The 19,937-nt window shown below is 65.3% G+C and carries 18 protein-coding genes; 8 read left to right on the forward strand and 10 right to left on the reverse strand.

Going from position 1 to position 19,937, the window contains the following annotated elements; translation table 11 throughout:
• The first annotated feature begins 19 nt into the window (after positions 1–19).
• From ACSU04_RS05805 to ACSU04_RS05820, 4 genes are all read left to right on the forward strand, one after another.
• Complete coding sequence (locus ACSU04_RS05805) at positions 20–214, forward strand: hypothetical protein (protein ID WP_439288726.1); 195 nt, start codon at positions 20–22, stop codon at positions 212–214.
• Positions 214–720 carry a hypothetical protein gene (locus tag ACSU04_RS05810; protein WP_439283769.1) on the forward strand — a complete coding sequence of 169 codons (507 nt, stop codon included), beginning with the start codon at positions 214–216 and terminating at the stop codon, positions 718–720. Before ACSU04_RS05805 ends, ACSU04_RS05810 begins: the two co-directional genes overlap by 1 nt.
• A gap of 88 nt (positions 721–808) precedes the next feature.
• Positions 809–1,477, forward strand: coding sequence for an NADPH-dependent F420 reductase (locus tag ACSU04_RS05815; RefSeq protein WP_439283771.1), 669 nt, complete (start codon positions 809–811; stop codon positions 1,475–1,477).
• 101 nt (positions 1,478–1,578) lie between these two features.
• A complete protein-coding gene (locus tag ACSU04_RS05820) occupies positions 1,579–3,474 on the forward strand; it encodes an ABC transporter ATP-binding protein (protein WP_439283773.1) in 1,896 nt (631 codons plus the stop codon).
• Between the two features lie 207 nt (positions 3,475–3,681).
• On the opposite strand, the gene ACSU04_RS05825 is transcribed toward ACSU04_RS05820, so the two are convergent.
• A complete protein-coding gene (locus ACSU04_RS05825) occupies positions 3,682–5,547 on the reverse strand; it encodes a phosphoenolpyruvate carboxykinase (GTP) (RefSeq protein ID WP_439288727.1) in 1,866 nt (621 codons plus the stop codon).
• A 109-nt stretch (positions 5,548–5,656) separates the two neighbouring features.
• On the opposite strand from ACSU04_RS05825, the gene ACSU04_RS05830 reads away from it, so the two are divergent.
• Positions 5,657–7,099: a helix-turn-helix domain-containing protein gene (locus tag ACSU04_RS05830; RefSeq protein WP_439283777.1), complete on the forward strand. Its 1,443-nt coding sequence runs from the start codon at positions 5,657–5,659 to the stop codon at positions 7,097–7,099.
• A gap of 93 nt (positions 7,100–7,192) precedes the next feature.
• Here ACSU04_RS05830 and ACSU04_RS05835 read toward each other — a convergent pair whose 3' ends face one another.
• Together ACSU04_RS05835 and ACSU04_RS05840 are read right to left on the reverse strand one after the other, a co-directional pair.
• Positions 7,193–8,260, reverse strand: coding sequence for a winged helix DNA-binding domain-containing protein (locus tag ACSU04_RS05835; RefSeq protein WP_439288728.1), 1,068 nt, complete (start codon positions 8,258–8,260; stop codon positions 7,193–7,195).
• 42 nt (positions 8,261–8,302) lie between these two features.
• Positions 8,303–9,751, reverse strand: a complete 1,449-nt coding sequence (locus ACSU04_RS05840) for a glyceraldehyde-3-phosphate dehydrogenase (RefSeq protein ID WP_439288729.1) — start codon at positions 9,749–9,751, stop codon at positions 8,303–8,305.
• A gap of 126 nt (positions 9,752–9,877) precedes the next feature.
• Here ACSU04_RS05840 and ACSU04_RS05845 point away from each other — a divergent pair, with 126 nt between their 5' ends.
• Entirely contained in the window at positions 9,878–10,531 is a 654-nt protein-coding gene (locus ACSU04_RS05845; protein ID WP_439288730.1) for an HAD-IA family hydrolase, read from the forward strand.
• Here the strand turns inward: ACSU04_RS05845 and murQ are convergent.
• Positions 10,524–11,459 (reverse strand): N-acetylmuramic acid 6-phosphate etherase, encoded by a 936-nt coding sequence (gene murQ, locus ACSU04_RS05850; RefSeq protein WP_439288731.1) that lies wholly within the window; start codon positions 11,457–11,459, stop codon positions 10,524–10,526. The genes ACSU04_RS05845 and murQ overlap by 8 nt on opposite strands.
• Positions 11,449–12,345 (reverse strand): N-acetylglucosamine kinase, encoded by an 897-nt coding sequence (locus ACSU04_RS05855; protein WP_439288732.1) that lies wholly within the window; start codon positions 12,343–12,345, stop codon positions 11,449–11,451. The genes murQ and ACSU04_RS05855 overlap by 11 nt, the downstream gene beginning before the upstream one ends.
• Before the next feature lie 140 nt (positions 12,346–12,485).
• Between ACSU04_RS05855 and ACSU04_RS05860 the strand changes: the two genes are divergently transcribed.
• Positions 12,486–13,343, forward strand: a complete 858-nt coding sequence (locus tag ACSU04_RS05860) for a MurR/RpiR family transcriptional regulator (RefSeq protein ID WP_439283789.1) — start codon at positions 12,486–12,488, stop codon at positions 13,341–13,343.
• A gap of 50 nt (positions 13,344–13,393) precedes the next feature.
• Here the strand turns inward: ACSU04_RS05860 and ACSU04_RS05865 are convergent, their stop codons facing one another.
• On the reverse strand, positions 13,394–13,897 hold the full coding sequence (locus tag ACSU04_RS05865) for a phosphoribosyltransferase (protein ID WP_439283791.1): 504 nt from the start codon (positions 13,895–13,897) through the stop codon (positions 13,394–13,396).
• Positions 13,898–14,048: 151 nt separating this feature from the next.
• Here ACSU04_RS05865 and ACSU04_RS05870 point away from each other — a divergent pair, with 151 nt between their 5' ends.
• Positions 14,049–15,782: a thiamine pyrophosphate-binding protein gene (locus ACSU04_RS05870; protein ID WP_439288733.1), complete on the forward strand. Its 1,734-nt coding sequence runs from the start codon at positions 14,049–14,051 to the stop codon at positions 15,780–15,782.
• 18 nt (positions 15,783–15,800) lie between these two features.
• Here the strand turns inward: ACSU04_RS05870 and ACSU04_RS05875 are convergent, their stop codons facing one another.
• From ACSU04_RS05875 to ACSU04_RS05890, 4 genes are all read right to left on the reverse strand, one after another.
• Positions 15,801–17,561, reverse strand: coding sequence for a Na+/H+ antiporter (locus tag ACSU04_RS05875; protein WP_439288734.1), 1,761 nt, complete (start codon positions 17,559–17,561; stop codon positions 15,801–15,803).
• Positions 17,562–17,676: 115 nt separating this feature from the next.
• Positions 17,677–18,057 (reverse strand): VOC family protein, encoded by a 381-nt coding sequence (locus ACSU04_RS05880; protein WP_439283797.1) that lies wholly within the window; start codon positions 18,055–18,057, stop codon positions 17,677–17,679.
• An 80-nt stretch (positions 18,058–18,137) separates the two neighbouring features.
• Complete coding sequence (locus tag ACSU04_RS05885) at positions 18,138–18,758, reverse strand: response regulator (RefSeq protein ID WP_439288735.1); 621 nt, start codon at positions 18,756–18,758, stop codon at positions 18,138–18,140.
• Positions 18,755–19,936, reverse strand: coding sequence for a sensor histidine kinase (locus ACSU04_RS05890; RefSeq protein ID WP_439288736.1), 1,182 nt, complete (start codon positions 19,934–19,936; stop codon positions 18,755–18,757). Before ACSU04_RS05890 ends, ACSU04_RS05885 begins: the two co-directional genes overlap by 4 nt.
• Between the last annotated feature and the right edge of the window lies 1 nt (position 19,937).

Genomic DNA, 19,937 nt, shown 5'->3' on the forward strand with positions numbered 1-19,937 from the left:
GGCGCGAACTGAGAGCGAGATGATGATGAACATCGACCACGAGGCACGCCGACTCCTGTTTCTGGACCTCTTGACGGGCGCCGCGGCAGCACACGGAGTGTATGAAGCAGAAGTGCTCGGCGGCGTGCACCACGAGGAGTGGGCTCACTGGTACGCCCAGCACATGGCGGATGCCCTCGCCGCCGCCAGCTACACGATCGCGCGGGTGTCGTGATGCGCCGCGACGACGATGCGTCGCCAGGAGCAGACGCGGGCATTGCCAGCAGTGATCAGGATCTCACCGACATCGACCGGGCTGCCATTGCCCGGTACCTGGTGACGCTGCGCGACTCAGACGGAACGCTGGACATGCGTCTTATCGACGCATTCGAACGTCTCACTCCCCGCCAAGTGGATGTCCTCGCCGCGTCAGTCATCGACGAGGCCGCGCCGGCGAAGAAGGGTCCGGCTGCGATTCCCGCGCCGGACCTCGGCACCGCACACCCCACCGTCGCACCAGAAGCGGGTCGGAGCGGATGGATGAAGCGACTTTTCGGGGAACTCTCCAAGGACATGCCTCCCGTCGTCATCTTGGCTGGGACAGCGCTGGCGATCGTGGCACTTGTCGCCAGCATCGCGTTCTTGCCCACCGCTTTCTCAGGCGACAGCTCGAACGGAATGGAGGTGCGCCCCGCCGTGGAGTACGTGGATCCCTACGCCTTCGACTACGAAGGATACTGACCACCACTGACGGTCTCCTCAGAGCCCTCCTGAGACTGGGGTCTGACAGGACCTCCCTAACCACTCTGGACCGACTTAAAGTTGCCACATGGACAAATCGACCAGCATGACGACGATCGGGATCATCGGCGCCGGCGAAGTCGGGTCCCAGCTCGCCCGCGCAGCCATCGCAAGCGGATATACAGTCGTCATCGCCAACTCCCGCGGACCGGAGACCCTGGCCGATCTCATCGCAGAGTTGGGGCCGTCCGCTCGCGCAGCAACAGCTTCGGATGCCGCCGCGGTAAGCGATTTTGCCATCATCGCCGTGCCACTCACGCTCGTCAACGACATGCCTGTGGACGAGCTCGCCGGCAAGATTGTGCTCGACACCAACAACTACATGCCTTGGCGTGACGGGCACTTCGCCGTTGTGGATTCTGGCGAGAAGACTGTGCACGAGCTACGCCAGGCGCACCTGCCGGCGTCGAAGATCGCCAAGGCGTTCACCCATATTCAAGCTCCCACACTGCTCCGCTTCGCCCGCCCCGCAGGTTCCCCCGATCGACTGGCATTGTCGGTCTCCAGCGATGACCCCGACGCCGTTTTGCTCGTGACAGGACTCTACGACCAGTTCGGATACGACACGGTCGACAACAGCCCCCTGCGTGAATCCTGGCGATCGGGCCCAGGCACCCCCGTGTGGCACCACTCGCTTCGGGGAGGACAGAGCCGCGACGCCCTCGCCCGCAACCTCCTGTCAGCAACGCAGCACTAAGCGAACGAGAGTGGGACTTCGCTCGTCGCGGAACCTGTCAGGAACAACGCGAGACAGCAAGTACGGTCGTAGTACTCCCCTCTCTCAGATCGAGGTCTCGTATGTCCCGCACGGCGACCAGCCGCCGACGCGGACGCGGCGCACCGCAGGTTGGTCCGCGCGCCACGTTCCGTCAGCTTCTTCCGTTCCTCTTCGAACACAAACGCACGCTGATCGTCGTAGCGATCCTCAGTGTCATTGGCGCAGCGACCTCGCTCGTGCAGCCGCTGCTGGTCGGACAGCTGATCGTGTCGGTGGAAGCCAACAGATCTCTGGGAATCCTGGTGTGGCTGCTCGTCGGCTTCGTGATCGTGTCATCCGTGATCTCCGGCTACCAGCACTATCTGCTGCAGCGCACGGGCACCGCGGTGGTGTACTCCAGCCGCCGGCAGCTCATCGCCCGCATCCTGCACCTGCCGATTCGTGAATTCGACGCCCGACGCACCGGCGATCTCGTGTCACGTGTGGGCACCGATACGACGCTGCTCTACGCCGTACTCACGCAGGGACTCGCGGATGCGGTCGGCAGCGGCGTCTTGTTCCTCGGCGCGCTGATCGCGATGCTCATCATCGACCCGGTCCTGTTGCTCATCATCGTCGCGGTCGTCGGGGTGTCATTGGGCGTCGTCGTGCTCCTGAGCGGACGCATCCGCTCCGCTTCCAGCGCACAACAGGTCAAGGTCGGAGAACTGGCGTCCGCAGTGGAACGAGCCGTCGGATCGATCCGCACCGTGCGCGCCTCCGGTGCCACCGAGCGCGAGACCGCTTCCGTGTCGAAACTCGCCGGTGAGGCATACGGAATCGGTGTCCAGATCGCGAAGGTCTCGGCCCTCGTGGTGCCGATCTCCGGCGTCGCCCTGCAACTGTCGTTGCTGGCAGTGCTGGGCGTGGGCGGATTCCGTGTCGCCGCCGGCGCCATCACCGTGGCATCCCTGATCACCTTCGTCATGTTCCTCTTCATGATGCTCATGCCGCTGGCGACCACATTCGGTGCCATCACTTCGGTCAATCAGGCGCTGGGCGCGCTCGGCCGCATTCAGGAGGTGCTGGATCTTCCCACCGAAGACCAGGAGGATGCCGCGATCGCCGCGTCGCTCACTGTCCCTGAGCCGGTCGATTCGTCGGGCGCCGCCCTCACCTTCCACGATGTTCGCTTCCGCTACCCCGACGTGGTCATCGCCGCGCGTGAGGCAGCCGAGACGGAGGCACACACCGTCCTCGTAGACGCGCATCTCGAGCGCAAGGTCAGCGAAACGGATGCTGAGAAGCCCACCGACCGCGACGTTCTGCGCGGCGTCTCCTTCGAGGTCCCCCGAGGGTCCCGCATCGCGTTGGTCGGCCCCAGCGGTGCAGGAAAGAGCACGATCCTGTCGCTGATCGAGCGGTTCTACGATCCGACCGGCGGGTCCATTCGCCTCGACGGTCACGACATCCGCACCTACCCGCGCGTCGAGCTACGCGCCCACTTCGGCTACGTCGAACAGGATGCCCCCACGCTCGCTGGTACGCTCGCCGATAATCTGCGTCTTGCTTCCCCCGATGCCACCGACGAGGACTGCGCACGGGTGCTGCGCGCAGTGAACCTCGGCGATGTCCTCGAGCGAGGCACGCTGGGTCTCGAGACGCCAGTCGGCGAAGATGGCGTGATGCTTTCGGGCGGCGAACGTCAGCGTCTCGCGATCGCTCGGGCTCTGCTCACCGAGGCACCGATCCTGCTGTTGGATGAATCGACGTCTTCACTCGACGGGGTGAACGAGCAGCGCATGCGCGAGGCCATCGACGCGGTCGCCACCGACCGCACGCTCATCGTGATCGCGCACCGGCTGTCCACAGTCGTCGACAGCGACCTGATCATCGTGTTGCAAGACGGTGAAGTTGTCGGCCAGGGCACGCACTCCGAGCTCATCGAAACCACGCCGCTGTACCGCGACTTGGCGCGGCACCAGCTGCTCGCGTAGCATCCGGGGCCCTGCCCGAAACCGGCGCCCGATCTGCGGGCGCTGTCCCGATCTGCTGACTGATTCCCCCGAAACGTCAGCAGACCGGGACAGGCCCAGCCATATGGGGCACGCGGGCGCCCGAAAATACGCGCCGACAGGATGGCGGGACCACTCAGCCATGGGTATGTCCTTGCCATCCCGCCGTCGCGGGTCTTGGTGAGCGGGCTACTGCACCCGGGCGAGCCGGTACCGCAGCGACGCGAGCTCTGTGCGCATTGCCGCCGGCAGCTTGTCGCCGAAGGTGTCGAAGAACTCCTCGGTCAAGTCCGCCTCCTGCAACCAGGCATCGGGGTCAATGGCGAACAGCTCATCGAGGTCCTTCTGCGTGACGTCGAGGCCATCAAGGTTGAGGTCATCGATGATCGGCAGACGACCAATCGCGCTATCGACGGCGCCCACCTCACCGCTGATGCGGCGAATGATCCAGTCGATGACCCGCGAGTTATCGCCGAATCCAGGCCAGAGGAAGCGGCCGTCATCCCCGCGGCGGAACCAGTTGACCTGGAAGATGCGCGGAGCGCGATCGAAGCGTAGCTGGCGGCCGACCTTGAGCCAGTGGGCGAAGTAGTCGCCCATGTTGTAGCCGCAGAACGGGAGCATCGCGAACGGATCGCGGCGCAGTTCACCGAGCGTGCCCTCCGCCGCGGCGGTGCGCTCAGAGGAGATCGTCGCGCCAAGGAAGACGCCGTGCGTCCAGTCGGTCGCTTCGACGACGAGGGGGACGTTCGTCGCGCGGCGTCCGCCGAACAGGATGACATCGAGCGGGACGGCTTCTTCCCAGTCATCCGAGATCTGCGGGCACTGTGCTGCGGAGACGGTGAAGCGTGAGTTGGGGTGCGCGGCCGGGCGGCCGGAGTCGGGTGTCCAGTCCTTGCCCTCCCAATCGATCAGGTGCGCAGGCGCGGCGTCGGTCAGGCCCTCCCACCACACGTCTCCGTCCGGGCGCAGTGCGACGTTGGTGAAGATTGTGTTTCCCCAGAGCGTCTCAACGGCGGTGACATTGGTCGATTCGCCGGTGCCGGGTGCGACCCCGAAGAAGCCGGCCTCAGGGTTGATGGCCCACATGCGCCCGTCCTCGCCGGGGCGGATCCACGCGATGTCGTCGCCGAGGGTCTCGACCTTCCAGCCAGGGATGGTCGGACGCAGCATCGCGAGATTCGTCTTGCCGCATGCCGAGGGGAAGGCCGCGGCGACATGGTAGGCCTTGCCCTTCGGGTCGATGACGCGGATGAGCAGCATGTGCTCAGCGAGCCATCCCTCGTCGCGGGCGATCACCGAGGCGATGCGCAGTGCGAAGCACTTCTTCGCGAGGATGGCGTTGCCGCCGTATCCGGAGCCGTAGGAGTAAACCTCCAATGTGTCCGGGAAGTGCACGATGTACTTCTCGTCGCTGCAGGGCCATTCGACGTCCTGCTCATCGGGAGCGAGCGGCGCACCGACGGAGTGAACAGTCTTGACCCACGGCGCACCCTCGGCGATCAGCCGGGTGACGGCGTCGCCGACTCGAGTCATGATGCTCATGGATGTCACGGCGTAGGCACTGTCGGTGATCTGCACACCGATGTGCGAGAGCGGGCCACCGACGGCGCCCATCGAGAAGGGCACGATGAACATGGTGCGACCGCGCATCGAGCCGGCGAAGATCTCCGTCATCTTCTCGCGCATCTCGGCCGGGGGCGCCCAGTTATTCGTGGGTCCGGCATCGTCTTCGCGCTCGGAGGAGATGAAAGTGCGCGCCTCTGTGCGGGCGACATCGCTGGGATGCGAACGCGCGAGGTACGATCCCGGCCGCCACTCCGGGTTCAGCTTGATGAGCTTGCCCTCGGAGACCAGGCCCCTCAGCAGCGCATCGTTCTCGGCCGGTGAACCATCGACCCAGTGCACCGATTCGGGCTGGGTGAGCGTGCGGATCTCTTCGACCCAGGCGATCAGCTCCGCCATGGCTGGCGTGTCATACGCGGGAGCCGTACCCAGAGCGCGTGCCGGTGCGACGGCAGGAACGTGGGGTGTGAAGGTGTCGACCATAACCATTTCTGCTCCCTTGAAGAGGTGATGACTATGTCTATTCTCAGCGGACAACACACATACTTTCAGCGAAACAACGTCTAAAGAAACGCACTTCTTTCGCTATGCTCAAGGAATGAGCGGCTCCGACATACATCTCACGACTCTTGGTCATCGCATTCGTCACCATCGCGTGGCACAGGGCTTCACGCTCGATGAGCTCGGCGCGAAGGTCGGGGTCGCAGGCTCCCAACTCAGTCTCATCGAGAACGGCAAGCGGGAACCCAAGCTCTCGCTGCTGCAGGCAATCGCCCACGCCACCAGCACCGACGTCTCCGATCTCATCTCCGGAGAGCCGCCGAATCGCCGTGCTGCCCTCGAGATCGAACTGGAGCGCGCACAAGCGAGCCCGGTTTTCCGCCAACTCGGCATTTCACCCGTGCGCGTGTCCAAAGGCATGCCAGACGAGACGATCGAGTCGGTTCTCGGGCTGCACCGTGAACTGCAGCGGCGCGAACGCGAGGCCATCGCGACTCCCGAAGAGGCACGACGAGCGAACACCGAACTTCGTCTACGGATGCGTGCGCAGAGCAACTACATCGGCGACATCGAAAAACTCGCCGAGAAGCAGCTGAAGGCGGCAGGGCATGTCAGCGGCGCACTCACTCACCGCACCGTGATCATCATGGCCGAGAAGCTCGGCTTTGAACTCATCTACGCCAATGACCTGCCGCACTCCACGCGCTCAGTCACCGATCTAGAAAACAGCCGAATCTACCTTCCTCCAGCATCCATTCCCGGTGGGCATGGTCTGCGATCGATGGCGTTGCAGGCGATGGCGCACCGTCTGCTCGGCCACACACCGCCGACCGACTACGCCGACTTCCTGCAGCAGCGCCTGGAGATCAACTACTTCGCCGCGTGCTGCCTCATCCCTGAGACGGCCGGTGTGGCGTTCTTGCAGCAGGCGAAGAAGGATCGAAACCTCGCCGTCGAAGACTTCCGCGATGCATTCGGCGTCACCCACGAAGCCGCAGGAATGCGGATGACGAACCTGATGACCGAGCACCTTGGCATGTCGCTGCACTTCCTGCGCGTTGACGATGCCGGAGCGATCACGCGCGTCTACGAGAACGACGGCCTCCCGTTGCCCATGGATGTCACCGGAGCCGTCGAAGGCCAGCCGGTGTGCCGCAAGTTCCAGGCGCGGGCCGCGTTTACCCAGCAGAACCGTACGACCGAGCGCCACCAATACACCGACACTCCGTCAGGAACTTTCTGGTGTGCGACGCAGACCGGAACTGCGAACGACGGTGAGTACTCCATCACCGTCGGCGTGCCCTTCGACGATGCCCGCTGGTGGCGAGGGCGAGAGACCGCAGACCGCGCAGTCTCGGCCTGTCCGGATGAGGCCTGCTGCCGCCGACCGGCGCCGGATCTTTCCGACAAGTGGTCGAGCAAGGCATGGCCGAGCGCCCGTGTGCACACGCACATGTTCTCGCCGCTCCCCCGTGGCTCCTTCCCCGGCGTCGACGAGAACGAGGTGTACGCGTTCCTGGCCAAGCACGCCGCCGAGTGATCCCCTAACCCTCACTCCACCCCTTGCGAGTGGGTAGTTGTGGCTCGTTCCACGCCGGAAACACAGCCACAACTGGCCACTCGCAAGGGGTAGTCAGTGAGTGATGAACGCGGCGTAGCGGGATAGTGCGGCGGCGAGTTCGGGCGGGGCGACCTGAGCGAACATCTCTGCTACCGGGATGTCGGTGTGACGACCGACGGCCGTGGAATGCCGCCAGGCACCGACCACGACACCGTCGGCAAGGATGATCGGACGCACCATGCCGTTCTTGCCCGGCCCGATCGCAGCCAGATGCTCGGGCGGGCAGGCGATCGTGCGGTCGGTGTAGGAGATGTAGAACTCCTCGAATGATCCGAGTGCGAGAACGGATGCCGCACGTGCACTGCGCCGCGGACGCGTGCGCGCCGTGAACAGTCCATCTTCGACCTGGTGAATGCGATCGTCATCCGCGGACGCTACGGATGCTGCCCGCGCAGCGCCGAGCGTCAGCCCTGCCCACCATGCGAAGTCTTCGGCTGTGGCGGGGCCGTGGCCGATGATGTAGCGAACGAAGAACTCAGCCGCCGGGGCTTCGGTGCGTGCCGAGTGCGTGATGTGTTCCTCATTGAGAACGAACCGCTGCTCGCGAGAGACAGCATCCGGCCGAGTGACGACAGCGCCCTGGCAGATGATGCCTCGGATGGCGAGGTTTTGCACGGAGTGCAGACCACGCTGGTTGGCCGGGTCGATCCCCGCCTGCTCCAGTACAGCGAGCAGCTCGCTCCGGGTCAGAGCATTTCCGCCTTCGAGTGCCGCGCGGATGACGCGTTCGACCGTGGCGATCTCTTCGACGCCGAGCCCAAGTTCGCGATAGCGCGGCGCCGCCATGCGCAGTTGCCGCTCCCCCGTCACGCTCAGCACCCAGGCCAGATCTTCGGCGGGAATGATGTGCAGCGTGCCGCGCTGCGTCCACGCACGCACGAGCACGCCGCTGGTGAAGAGCCGGTCGACTGTTCGGAGCGTCGGAGCGCCCGTCGTGCGCGCGGCCAGCGCCCAACGCCCTGCCCAGAAGTCCTGTGCTTGAACGGCGAGCATGTGACGCGCAGCATCCGCCACAGAACGCGCCGGGGCCGTCAGCCGGTGTGACCGCAAGCGCTCAGCACGAAGAGTATGCGGATCCATCACCCCATCATGCCGGTTGCCACCGACATTCCGGCGATGCCGCTACGCGCGCAGCGTCACCTCACGCCGAGGAGGAAGCACGACCGGATGTGATCCCGCCATGACCTCGAGCACACGGATGACCTGGCAGGAGTATCCGTACTCGTTGTCGTACCAGACGTACAACACGACGTCGCTGTCGTTCGCGATCGTCGCGAGCCCGTCGACGATGCCCGCGCGGTGCGAGCCGACGAAGTCCGTGGAGACGACCTCCGGAGACTCGACATAGTCGATCTGCTGACGCAGCTTCGAGTGCAACGAGACCCTTCGCAGGTAGTCGTTGAGCTCATCCTTGGTGGCCGGGTTTTCCAGCGTCAGGTGCAACACTGCGAGCGAGACATCAGGGGTGGGCACGCGGATCGCAGAGCCGGTCAGCTTTCCGGCAAGCTCAGGCAGCGCACGGGCGACAGCCTTCGCGGCGCCGGTCTCGGCGATCACCATGTTCAGCACCGCTGAGCGTCCACGGCGGTCGCCCTTGTGGAAGTTGTCGATCAGGTTCTGGTCGTTGGTGAATGAGTGCACCGTCTCGACATGCCCGCGCACAATGCCATAAGCCTCGTCGATCGCCTTCAGCACCGGTGTGATGGCGTTTGTCGTGCACGATGCAGCCGAAAGAATGCGGTCGTCGGGGAGGATCGTCGAATCGTTGATCCCGTGCACGATGTTCTTCAACTCGCCCTTGCCTGGGGCGGTGAGCAGCACACGAGCGACACCCTTCGCCTGCAGGTGGCGGCTGAGGCCTTCCTCGTCTCGCCAGCGCCCGGTGTTGTCGACGATGATCGCATCGTGGATGCCGTGGGCGGTGTAGTCGACAGTGGCGGGATCATCCGAATAGATCACCTGAATGCGCGTGCCGTTGGCGATGATCTGCTCGGCATCCTCGTCAACCGTGACGGAACCGGCGAATTTGCCGTGCACCGAGTCACGCAGCAGTAAGGATGCGCGTTTGACGAGGTCGTCGTCCGACCCTCGACGCACCACGATCGCGCGCAACCGCAGGCCGCTGCCTCCGCCGGTGTGGGCGATGAGGATGCGTGCCAGCAGGCGGCCGATACGGCCGAATCCGTACAGCACGACGTCGGTGGGAGCGGCAGGTGTCGCCCCCATCGCCGGCGCGAGCGCTTCACGGAGATACGCGTCAAGCGGCTGATCACTGCCGGCATGGCCTTCCACCAGGCGTGCGACGTCGATCGATGAGGCACCGGGTGCGATTTCGCTCAGTGCCTGCAGCACGGCGAGAGTCTCGCCCAGAACGAGCTGTCCGTGACCGAGCTGAGCGACACGCTCGTGCATTTCGATGACGCCAGTGGTCGAGAGCCCGAGCAGACGGTGGCCATGCAACGAAGTCACCACTTCGTGCTCGCGCCGGAGCGCTCCGATCAGCGGGATCATCCGCTCCGCGAGTTCTTCCTTGGCCATCCAGTCATCGCGGTGCGCTGCGAAATCGTTCATCTGCATCCTTGCATGTGTGAAGCGCGCCGAAGATCGTCCAGCGCGCAAATTGCCGGTGGAACATCGGGGGATGCTTCCAGAATAGTCGCCCGCATGACCCACTGCCGACCGGGATAGCCTGATGCCATGACTTCGATCACCGCGCACGCCGCACTTCTCGACATGGACGGGACACTCGTTGATTCCACGGCCGTCGTCGAACGACTGTGGTGGGAATGGGCTGCCCCGCACGGGCTCGACAGGCACACGGTGCTGGAAACTGTGCACGGCCGGCAGGGACACCAAAGCATGGCGATCCTGCTGCCGGAGCGCGACCACGCGGTCAACCTCGAAGAGAACGTGCAGATGCTCGCGCGCGAGAGCGAGGACGTCGACGGCGTCGTCGCAATCCCCGGTGCTGCCCAGCTGCTGCAATCGCTCGAGCATCTCCCGCACGCGATCGTCACCTCCGCAGATGTCGCTCTAATGACCGCACGGATGAGCTTCGCCGGGTTGAACATCCCCGCGCAGCGGATCACCGCGGAGAGCGTCTCCAAGAGCAAGCCGGATCCGGAGGGCTTCCTGCTCGCAGCATCCGTCTTGGGTATCGCCCCCGCCGACTGCGTCGTCTTTGAGGATTCAGGAGCCGGAATTCAGGCGGGTCTGGCGGCCGGCATGACGGTGATCGGCGTCGGCGCGCACGCGCCCCGGTTCTCGCCGACGCATCACGTCGATGACCTCACGCATGTGACGATCACGCCGACACCTGGCACCGGCGGATTCGAGATTCAGATCAGCTGAGCGCGAGGATCGCCTCGCGAAGGATGCCGTCGGACTCGGCCAGCGCGGCCGTGGCACGCTCGACGTCGGCGCTTGTCGCCAGCGTCAGCAGTGCGAGTTTCACCGATCCGCCTGCTAGGCGCAGCGCCTGCGTCGCGTCATCGATGCCGACACCGGCGAGTTGCATCACGGTGCGAATCGATCGGGCATGCAGCTTCTCATTGGTGACGACCAGATCGACCATGACGCCACGGTAGGTCTTGCCGAGTTTGATCATCGACAGTGTCGTGAGCATGTTGACGACGAGCTTCTGCGCGGTTCCTGCCTTCAGCCGCGTCGAACCGGAGATGAACTCGGGCCCAGTGACGATTTCGATCGCGATCTTCGCTGCCGCTCCGATGTCGGAGTTGTGGTTCGAAGCGATGGCTGCGGTGAGCGCGCCGATGCCACGGGCGTATCTCAGCCCGCCGACGACGTATGGTGTGCGACCGGATGCCGAGATGCCGACGACCGTGTCACGCTCGGTGAGCCCGAGTGCACGAAGTTCCTGCTCGGCGGCATCGGCATCGTCCTCGGCATCCTCGACCGCCGATCGAATCGCCGTGTCACCGCCGGCGATCAGTCCGACCACCATCGACGGATCGGTGCCGAACGTGGGCGGGCATTCGCTGGCGTCGAGTACGCCGATGCGCCCCGCGGTGCCAGCGCCGATGTAGATGAGTCGACCGCCGCGGCGGAAACGCTGCGTGATCCCGTCGACCGCGCGTGCGATCTCGTCGGCGCGCTCGGCGACAGCGATCGACACCCCCTGGTCTTCCGCGTTCATCCGCCGCACCAGCTCTGCCGTGTCGAGCAGGTCGAGATCGCCTCGCTCGCTTGTCACAGCCTCGGTGTCCAGCTGCGCGAGCACTTCGAGCAGAGCGTCAAGGCGGGATGAGTCATTCGGCACGGTGGACGAACCTTTCGTGGGGCAGGTCGGTGCGGCAAGTGAGAAGTGCGGCGCCGGAGAAGGCGTCGCCGACGGCGGGCACGACGGTGCGGCCGGCTGTCGTGAGTGAGCGCGTGAGTTCGCTGCGGAACCAGGAGTGATCGGTGAGGCCACCGTGGACGATGACATCGGGCACATCGGATGCGGCGACAGCGGATGCGGTGAGCAGACGGAGCGCTTCCCAGACGATCTCGGATGCCACGCTGTCCCCTGCCTCGGCAGCATCGAGTACGAGAGGTGCGACGGTCGCCAACTGGCGCGCAGTCGGCACGTCGCCTGCGAGCCAGGTGATGACGTCAGTGGCGGGCGAGATGTGTGCACGTACGGAATCGGTGAGCGCGGTCTCGGCCCCGAGCACGTCCCGGAATCGCAACGTCGCGCGGACTCCTTCGCGCCCGATCCACGATCCGCTGCCGAGGTCGCCGAGTTCCGGGCCCCACCCGTCCACGAGTCGTACGCCATCCGCGTCAACGCCGAGCGCCGCCGCTCCAGTGCCCGCGATCAGGAGCGTTCCCGGTGCGCCTTCCAACGCACCGGCATGCGCTGCCACCACGTCAGAGGTCACCGCGACACGGGCGCCGGTCGCTTCAACCAGTTTTCGGGCGAGCTCGGCCGCCGATTCTGGTGCGGTCCACGCACCTGCGGCGCCGACGCCGAGTCTGCTGATACTTCCGCGCGACGGAAGCACCGAAAGAATCGCAGCGAGAGACGTCTCGACACCGTCACCCGTCGCGAGGCCAGGCGAGCCCGTCCCCGCGCGCACGGTGCGTCCTTCAGCACTGATCACGGCAACCCTGCAGCGGGATTTACCGAGATCGACTGCGACAGTGGTCTGCACGATCGGCATCTCTCAACTCTCACATCGACGACATTGGTCAGCACTTCTCGAAAAGACTCTACAGCCAAGTTAGACTTTATGAAAAGAATTTACCGCGCCGACTGCTCGGCAGCGGCTTATTGTTATCCCACACCATCAAAGGAGCACGGATGAGCATCCAGTCCACGATCGAAGCCGCCGCTTCGACGTTGCCACCGTCCCTCGCCCGCATTGCGGCAGTCCTGCGGGAGAGTCCTTCCGTCGTCATCCACATGACGATCAACGAGCTCGCCCTGGAGTGCAGCACGTCCGTTGCCTCCGTGGTGCGATTCTGCCGTGCGATCGGCTTCAGCGGCTACGCCCCCCTGCGGATGGCGCTCGCCACGGAACTCGGCAAGGAAGCCGCCCAGTTCCCCACCCGCGGAGCCTCCGGTTCGGAAATCTCCGACGGCGACTCCCTGCGTGAGGCTGTCTCAAAGCTCGCGGCCCTCGAGCTGCTCGCCATCGAGGAGACCATCGGACAGCTCGACTTCGAAGTGCTGGAAGCGGCGATCGACGATATCGACCGCGCTGAGCGCATCCTTCTCTATGGCATCGGCGCCAGCCAGTTCGTGGCGGAAGACCTCGCCCACAAACTCCTTCGCGTCGGCCGGAACGCGCACGTGCTCACAGACCCACATGAGGCGATCGCCGCAACTGTCCTCAATGCCGGCCCGACCGTCGCCATCGGATTCTCACACTCCGGCGCGACCAACGAAACAGTGCGCTTTCTGCACACCGCAGGCGTCAACGGCGCCTCGACGATCGCCGTCACCTCGGCAAAGGGTTCTCGCCTCGCCCTCGGCGCCGATCACGCGCTGTTCACCGAGGTCCGGGAATCGTCATTCCGCGCCGGCGCCATGGTCAGTCGCATCGCCCAGTTGGCACTGATCGACTGCCTATTCGTGGGTGTCGCCAAACGCCGCTTCGCGGAAACCGTCGACGCACTACAGCGCACTCGCGAGGCCACCCGCGCGCTGCGTGACTGAAAATTGCGCCTCCGCGCCGGCACGTCGTGTGACGGTGCCGGCGACAGCGATCACGCCGAGGGAGCGAGCCCGAGGTCTTCTTCACGAACGGTGCCCTGGAATGACCAGGGGAAGTCAATCCAGAGGTCGGTGTCCTTCCAGGCGAAGTCCGGCTGGATGATCGTCGACGGCTTCGTGAAGATCGTCACCGAACGCACATCGGCGCCCTTGTCCTTGAGTAGCTGTACCGCGAGCGCGAGCGTGCGACCGGAGTCGGCGACATCGTCGACGAGCAGCACTCGTCGGCCGTCGAGGTACGCCATGTCGAGCTCGGGAGGGAGCACCTCAGGAGCATCCAGAACCGTTCCGATCCCGGTGTAGAACTCGACGTTGATCGCGCCGCAGTTCTTGGCACCCAGCCCGTAGGCGATTGCTCCCGCAGGCAACAATCCACCGCGAGCGATCGCGACGACGACCTCTGTCTGGAAACCGCTCTCGAGAATTCTCCGAGCAAGGTCTCGTGTTGCTGATCCGAATCCGTCCCAGGTGAGCGTTTCCCGCTCGATAGCTGTCATGTCTCCATTGTCTCCCCTTTCACGCGGTACGATCGACGCGTCCGGTTTGCCACCGGTGCTCGAAAAAAGGGCACGACGTCGACGACGCATGGATGCGCCGCGCGAGACACATACGGAATTCCTCACCGATACCGTCTCGAAAGGCACTCCCATGCCCTCTGTCTCCGCCCATGTGGCCCGCACTCTCGCCCAGCACATCGACGCCGTCTTCGGCGTGATGGGCAATGGGAACGCCTATTTCCTCGATGCGCTCGAACGCCAGACTTCTGCGGAGTTCACGGCGGTGCGCCATGAGCAAGGCGCCGTGGTCGCCGCCGATGCCCATCACCGCGCCTCCGGCCGCATCGCGGCGGCCACCACCACCTATGGCGCGGGATTCACCAACACGCTGACCGCTCTTGCCGAGTCGGTGCAGGCGCACATCCCGCTCGTGCTCGTCGTCGGAGATGAGCCGACGTCGGGCCCGCGGCCGTGGGATGTCGACCAGATCGCGCTCGCATCGGCCGTCGGCGCTCGCACGTATACCGTCGGGCGAACGGATGCCGCGGCGACCACCATCATCGCCATCGAGCACGCCCTCACGTATCGGGTCCCGGTCGTGCTGGCGATTCCGTACGACGTGGCGGCGCTGGAGGCGGGGCCGGTTCCCGCAGCGCCCACGCCCCGTGTCCCCGCGCCACTCATTCCGAAGGGCGAGTTCAGCGAGGGGATGCTGGATGACATCGCCGAGGCGCTGCGCGAAGCCGATCGGCCGTTCCTGCTCGCCGGTCGTGGCGCCTGGCTCGCCGGTGCGGGAGACGCGCTCGGCGCACTGGCCGACGCGACGGGTGCGCTCACGGCATCCACTGCTCTCGGTCGCGGAATCTTCCCGGCATCCGAATATGACCTCGGAGTCACCGGAGGCTTCGGGGCGGAGGGTGCGATGGAGCTGGTGCGCCAGGCCGATGTCGCCGTCGTCTTCGGTGCCTCGCTGAACCAGTTCACGATGCGCTTCGGCGAGCTGTTTGCGCCCGGTACGCGGGTGTTCCAGGTCGATGTGACGCCCGCAGCAACGCACGCGCACGTCGGCGGTTTCGTCCGCGGCGACGCCCGGGTCGTGGCCGACGCACTGGTCGCCCGCCTCACGGCCGCCCCCGCCGAGCACAACTTCGGAGCTGCCGCAGGACACGCCGGGTCGGCCACGCCGGAAGACGGCGTGTCGGATGCGAGCTCCGAAGTTGTGCACGGGGGCTGGCGCGAACGGGTCGATGTTGGAGCAGCTCGGGCATACGAACCAGGCGACGACCTCGCCGCGGACGGACGGCTCGACCCCCGCTCGGCGGCGCGACGCATCGCCGAGCTGCTGCCGGATGACCGCGTCGTGGTCTCCGACGGCGGGCACTTCATCGGCTGGGCGAACATGTACTGGCCGGTGGCGGCACCGGACCGCATGATGATGATCGGCACCGCGTTCCAGGCGATCGGACAGGGCTGGCCCAGCGTCGTCGGCGCGACCAGGGCGCGCCCGGAGTCAACCGTGGTGCTCACCTCGGGCGACGGCGGAGGGCTCATGGCGATCGCCGATCTCGAATCCGCGGTTCGCGCCGCCGCCGGGCACGGCTGCGCGGTGATCTGGAACGACGCCGCCTACAGCGCCGAGGTCAATCTGTACGGCCTGAAGGGCCTCGCGCAGGCGCCGATGCGTATCCCCGAGGTCGACTTCGCGGCGTTCGGTGCGGCCGTCGGAGCAGAAGGCGTCGTAGTGCGCACGGTCGAAGACCTCGATCGTCTGGGCACGTGGGCTGCAGAGGACGCCACGACCCGACGCTTCCTGCTGCTGGATCTGCGGATCTCCGGCGACGTCGTCGCCCCGTACCAGCAGGAGATCATCCGCGTGAACAGCTGATCGGCACGCGGTCAGCCATCAATCGAGCTGCTCGATGCCCTCCATGCGGATCTGCTCGAGATCTAGCCGAGCCGAGATCCGATAAACGACGAGATCATCGACTGTGCCTGCGCGGCGCAGTTCCCGCAACACCACTCGCTCGTGCTCGAGCACCGCAAGCTTGAGTCGGACGAGTTCCTCATGATGTGTGAGTGGTGAACGCTGCGCCATATCGACGTCTGTCGAGGTGGCGATCATCTGCAACGTCGTGCCATCTCCGACGTCGTCACCGACGGCTGCGCCCACACCACCACTCGAATCAGCCAGCACCTCGGACGTACCGACGAGCGGATCCGGTGCGCCGAGCAGGTCTTCCATCGCACCGACTTCGGCATCGATGAGCGCGCGCTCCCTGGCCATCGAGCGAGCATTCGCCAATTCGAGCATCTCGTACCCGTCGCGGCGAACTCGATCACGCACCTCATCGCTGATTCCGTGCTCGGACGCCAGCTGATCGAGTGCGGCCATCGCGGCTCCAGAGATCGCACGTTCGGCGAGCTCGAATTCCTCGTCTTGGGCATGATCGACCGGGTACCCGGCCCAGCGCACCACCGCAGGAAGCAGTGGCCCCTGTACGAGCAGGCTCAGTAAAATCACGCCGGCGGTCACGAAGAGGATCTCGTCGCGTCCGACCAGTGCGGAGCCGTCGGGCATCGCGAGCGGGACGGAAAGCGCAATCGCCAGAGAGACGCCGCCACGCATTCCGGCGACGGTGCTGACGATCTGCATGCGAGTGCGAAGACCCCTCGGGTGCGCCGTGCCTCCGCCGATGAGCTGGAACGGCACAGCCAGAAGCTGGAAGAGAAAGCGCACCACAAGCAGCGTGATCCAGGCAGCCACCGTGGCCAGCGTCAGCCATCCGATCATACGGAAGGAGGTCTGGTGCACGACCCACTGCACCTCCAGCCCGATCAGCACAAAGAGCGCGCCGTTGAGGATGAAGACACCGAAGGGCCAAGCCGCCTCGGCCTGACGGCGCGAGGCTGCGGTGGTGACCTGCGAGCTGAGGTACGCCGCGATCAGTCCCGCGACCACCACAGCGAGCACCCCGGAGGCCCCGATCATCTCGGCGATCAGGAAACTGGTGAACGGCAACAGCAGCATGGTCACGTTGATCGTGATCGTCGTACGCACTCGCCGCAGCAGCAACCAGGCAGCCGCAGCGGCCACCACCCCGACAGCGATGCCGCCGAGATAGGAGACCACGACCGTCCAGGTGACCATGAGCGGTGTGACGTTGCCGCCGACCGCGAGGGATATCGCGATCGCGTACAACACGAGCGCGGTGCCGTCGTTCGTGAGGCTCTCGGCCTTCAGCTTCATGAATGCACGCTGTGGCAGCAATCGACCGAGGGCTGCGACGGCCGTCGCATCCGGCGGTGCCACGGCCGCCCCGAGGATGAGGGCGATCTCCCACGGCAGACCGAAAAGCACTGCCACTCCAGCGACTGCGAACGCCGAGGCAACGACCAGCAGCGTGCTCATCGGCAGGATGTAGCGGAAGTCCCGCCGGATGGAGCGCAGCGACGTCGTGAGGCTCTCCCAGAACAGCATCACCGGCAGGAACAGCAGCAGCACGGTCTCCGGCGGCAACTGCACTTCGCGTAGCGCCGGCACGAATCCGAGCAGCAGACCGAAGATGACCAGCACAAGCGGGAGCGCAAGGCGCACCCGCGGCGCGAGCATCGTTCCTGCCAGGATTGTCAGCCCGAGCAGGACCGTGATCTCAAGACCTTCCATGCGGCCACCCGATCTGCCGTCGCAGACGAGCGCAACGTGCTCAGGACACAGCACCCGTCATGCTCACGGTATTCCCACCCCGCAGTCGGCGAAAGGCCTTCCGCCGACGAGACGGTCAGCTCGAGGCGCTGTAGTCCGGCAGCTCCTGAAGCGTCCAGGTGTTGCCGTCAGGGTCGTCGAAGGTGACGAAACGGCCCCACGCCTGCTCGTCGACACCCTCAGCCGCGACGTCGGCCTCGCGCAGCTGCGCCAATGCCTCATCAGCGTTCGGCACCACAACCTGAATCGTGTTCTGCTGTCCCGGCTCGAGATCGTTGCCGAGGCCCGTCCCGAACGCGATCGAGCAGGCTGATCCGGGCGGCGTCATCTGAACGAAGCGCAGTCCCTCGACGGGAGTTTGATCGTGGTCAGCGTTGAAACCGATCTTTAGGTAGAAGTCTTTCGCGCGGTCGACGTCAGTGACCGGCACAAAGATGAGTTCTATTTTCCAATCCATGATGTTCTCCTTCTGGTGAGCGTCGTCGCCCGACCAGCATCAAAGTTACGCGCGGGGTCCGACATCGAACAGATGCAGCGTCAGATCCAGCCCTTGTCCTGTGCCATCCGCACGGCCTGCGCGCGGTTGGCCGCTCCAACTTTGCCGATCGCCGCGGACAGGTTATTGCGCACCGTTCCGGCAGAAAGGAATACTTCGGATGCGATTGCCGCAGCGCTGCGCCCGTCGGCGGCGAGCCGCAGCACCTGCCGCTCACGCTCGCTGAGCGGATTCGCTCCCTCGAACAGACTCGCCTCGGCAAGCGCCGGATCGACGACTCGCAGACCGGCGTGCACACGTCTCACGGCATCGGCGAGCTGCTCGACCGGGGCGTCTTTCACCACGAAGCCGCTGGCACCGGCGTCCAATGCCGCACGCAGATAGCCGGGCCTGGCGAACGTCGTCACGATGAGGACGCGTGTATTCGCACTGGCAGCACGCACGGCCTGCGTCGCCGCGATGCCGTCCATACCGGGCATCTGGATGTCCATCAGGCACACATTCGGCGCCGTCTGTGCGACCAGCTCCACGGCGGCCTCACCGTCTCCGGCGACACCCACGACAGTGAGATCATCCTCAAGCTCCAGCAATGCGGCGAGCGCGCCGCGCAGCATCGCCTGATCGTCCGCGATCACCAGTCTGATCTGCTTCGCATCGGTCACCAGGCCACCTCCACGTGAGTACCACCGGTCTCGCCCGAACGCACGGTGAGCGTTGCGCCGCCGATCGTCGCGCGCTCGCGCATCCCGCGCACACCATTGCCCTCGCCGCCGGCGAAGCCGCGTCCGTCATCTATCACGGCTAAGCTGCCCGGTTTGATGCGCACCGTCACCGTCTGCGCTCCTGCGTGCCGTAGCACGTTGGTTGTCGCCTCACGGAGGATCCAGCTCGCTGTCAACGACTGCGCGGGTGAGAGCACGCGAGCATCCCCTTCCACCTCCATCGCCACATCAGCGGACTGCAGCGCGTCGCGGCACGAGGTCATTTGTTCGATCAGCGCCGCGCTGCGCACGCCCGCGACCGTGGCACGGACACCCGCGATGGCCTCTGCCGTGAGAGATTCAATATCGGCCAGCTCAGCCTTGGCACGTTCCGGGTCGCTGTCGATGAGCCTGCGGACGAGTTGCGCCTTCAAGCTCACCACGGTCAGCGAATGACCAACCAGGTCGTGCACATCGCGAGCGACAGCCTCGCGCCCCTCGCTCGTCGCGAGCTCGAGTCCCAGGTTCTCGGCCTCGGCAGAGCGGATGATCAGCGTCGTCGAAACGGTGTTGACTACGGCGAGCAGCACCATGATCGCAAGCACTGTCAGATATGTCATCCCGCCTGGAGTAAGGAACACCACTGCTGCGGTCACCGCGATACCTGCACCGCTGGTGACCCAGTGTGCGATGCGCGTAAGTCCGTATGAGGCGAACGACATGATGAATGGGAGAAAACTCAACGCCGATCCGCCGACTGCCGGAACCGTCAGAACCGTGCAGACAATCAGTGACGCGAAAACTGCCCATTGAATCGGCTTCGGCGGCGATGTCAGTCCGCCGCCGCCGAAGCTCATCCCGTTCATGAAGCCGGCGACGTAGATCACGACAAAAGCACCCAGCGCGACCCAACCAGTAGCGATCCAGGCCGGCGCGGCGTCCGCGCGCAGCAGCGCCAACACCGGATACACCAGGAAGACCAGCCAGACGGCCGCCATAACCCAACCGAACCGCTCCCAGGGCGAGCTTGCGCCGGCACGGTCATGACGGCTGAACGGCGCCGCCCACGCGGCAGGCGCGACACCGGCCGCGGCCGCCGCTGATGCTTCACGCGCGCCTTGAGTCACATCATCCGTCATG

Origin of the sequence: Microbacterium sp. A84, from assembly GCF_051842815.1 — a bacterium.
In the GTDB taxonomy this organism is placed as follows: domain Bacteria; phylum Actinomycetota; class Actinomycetes; order Actinomycetales; family Microbacteriaceae; genus Microbacterium.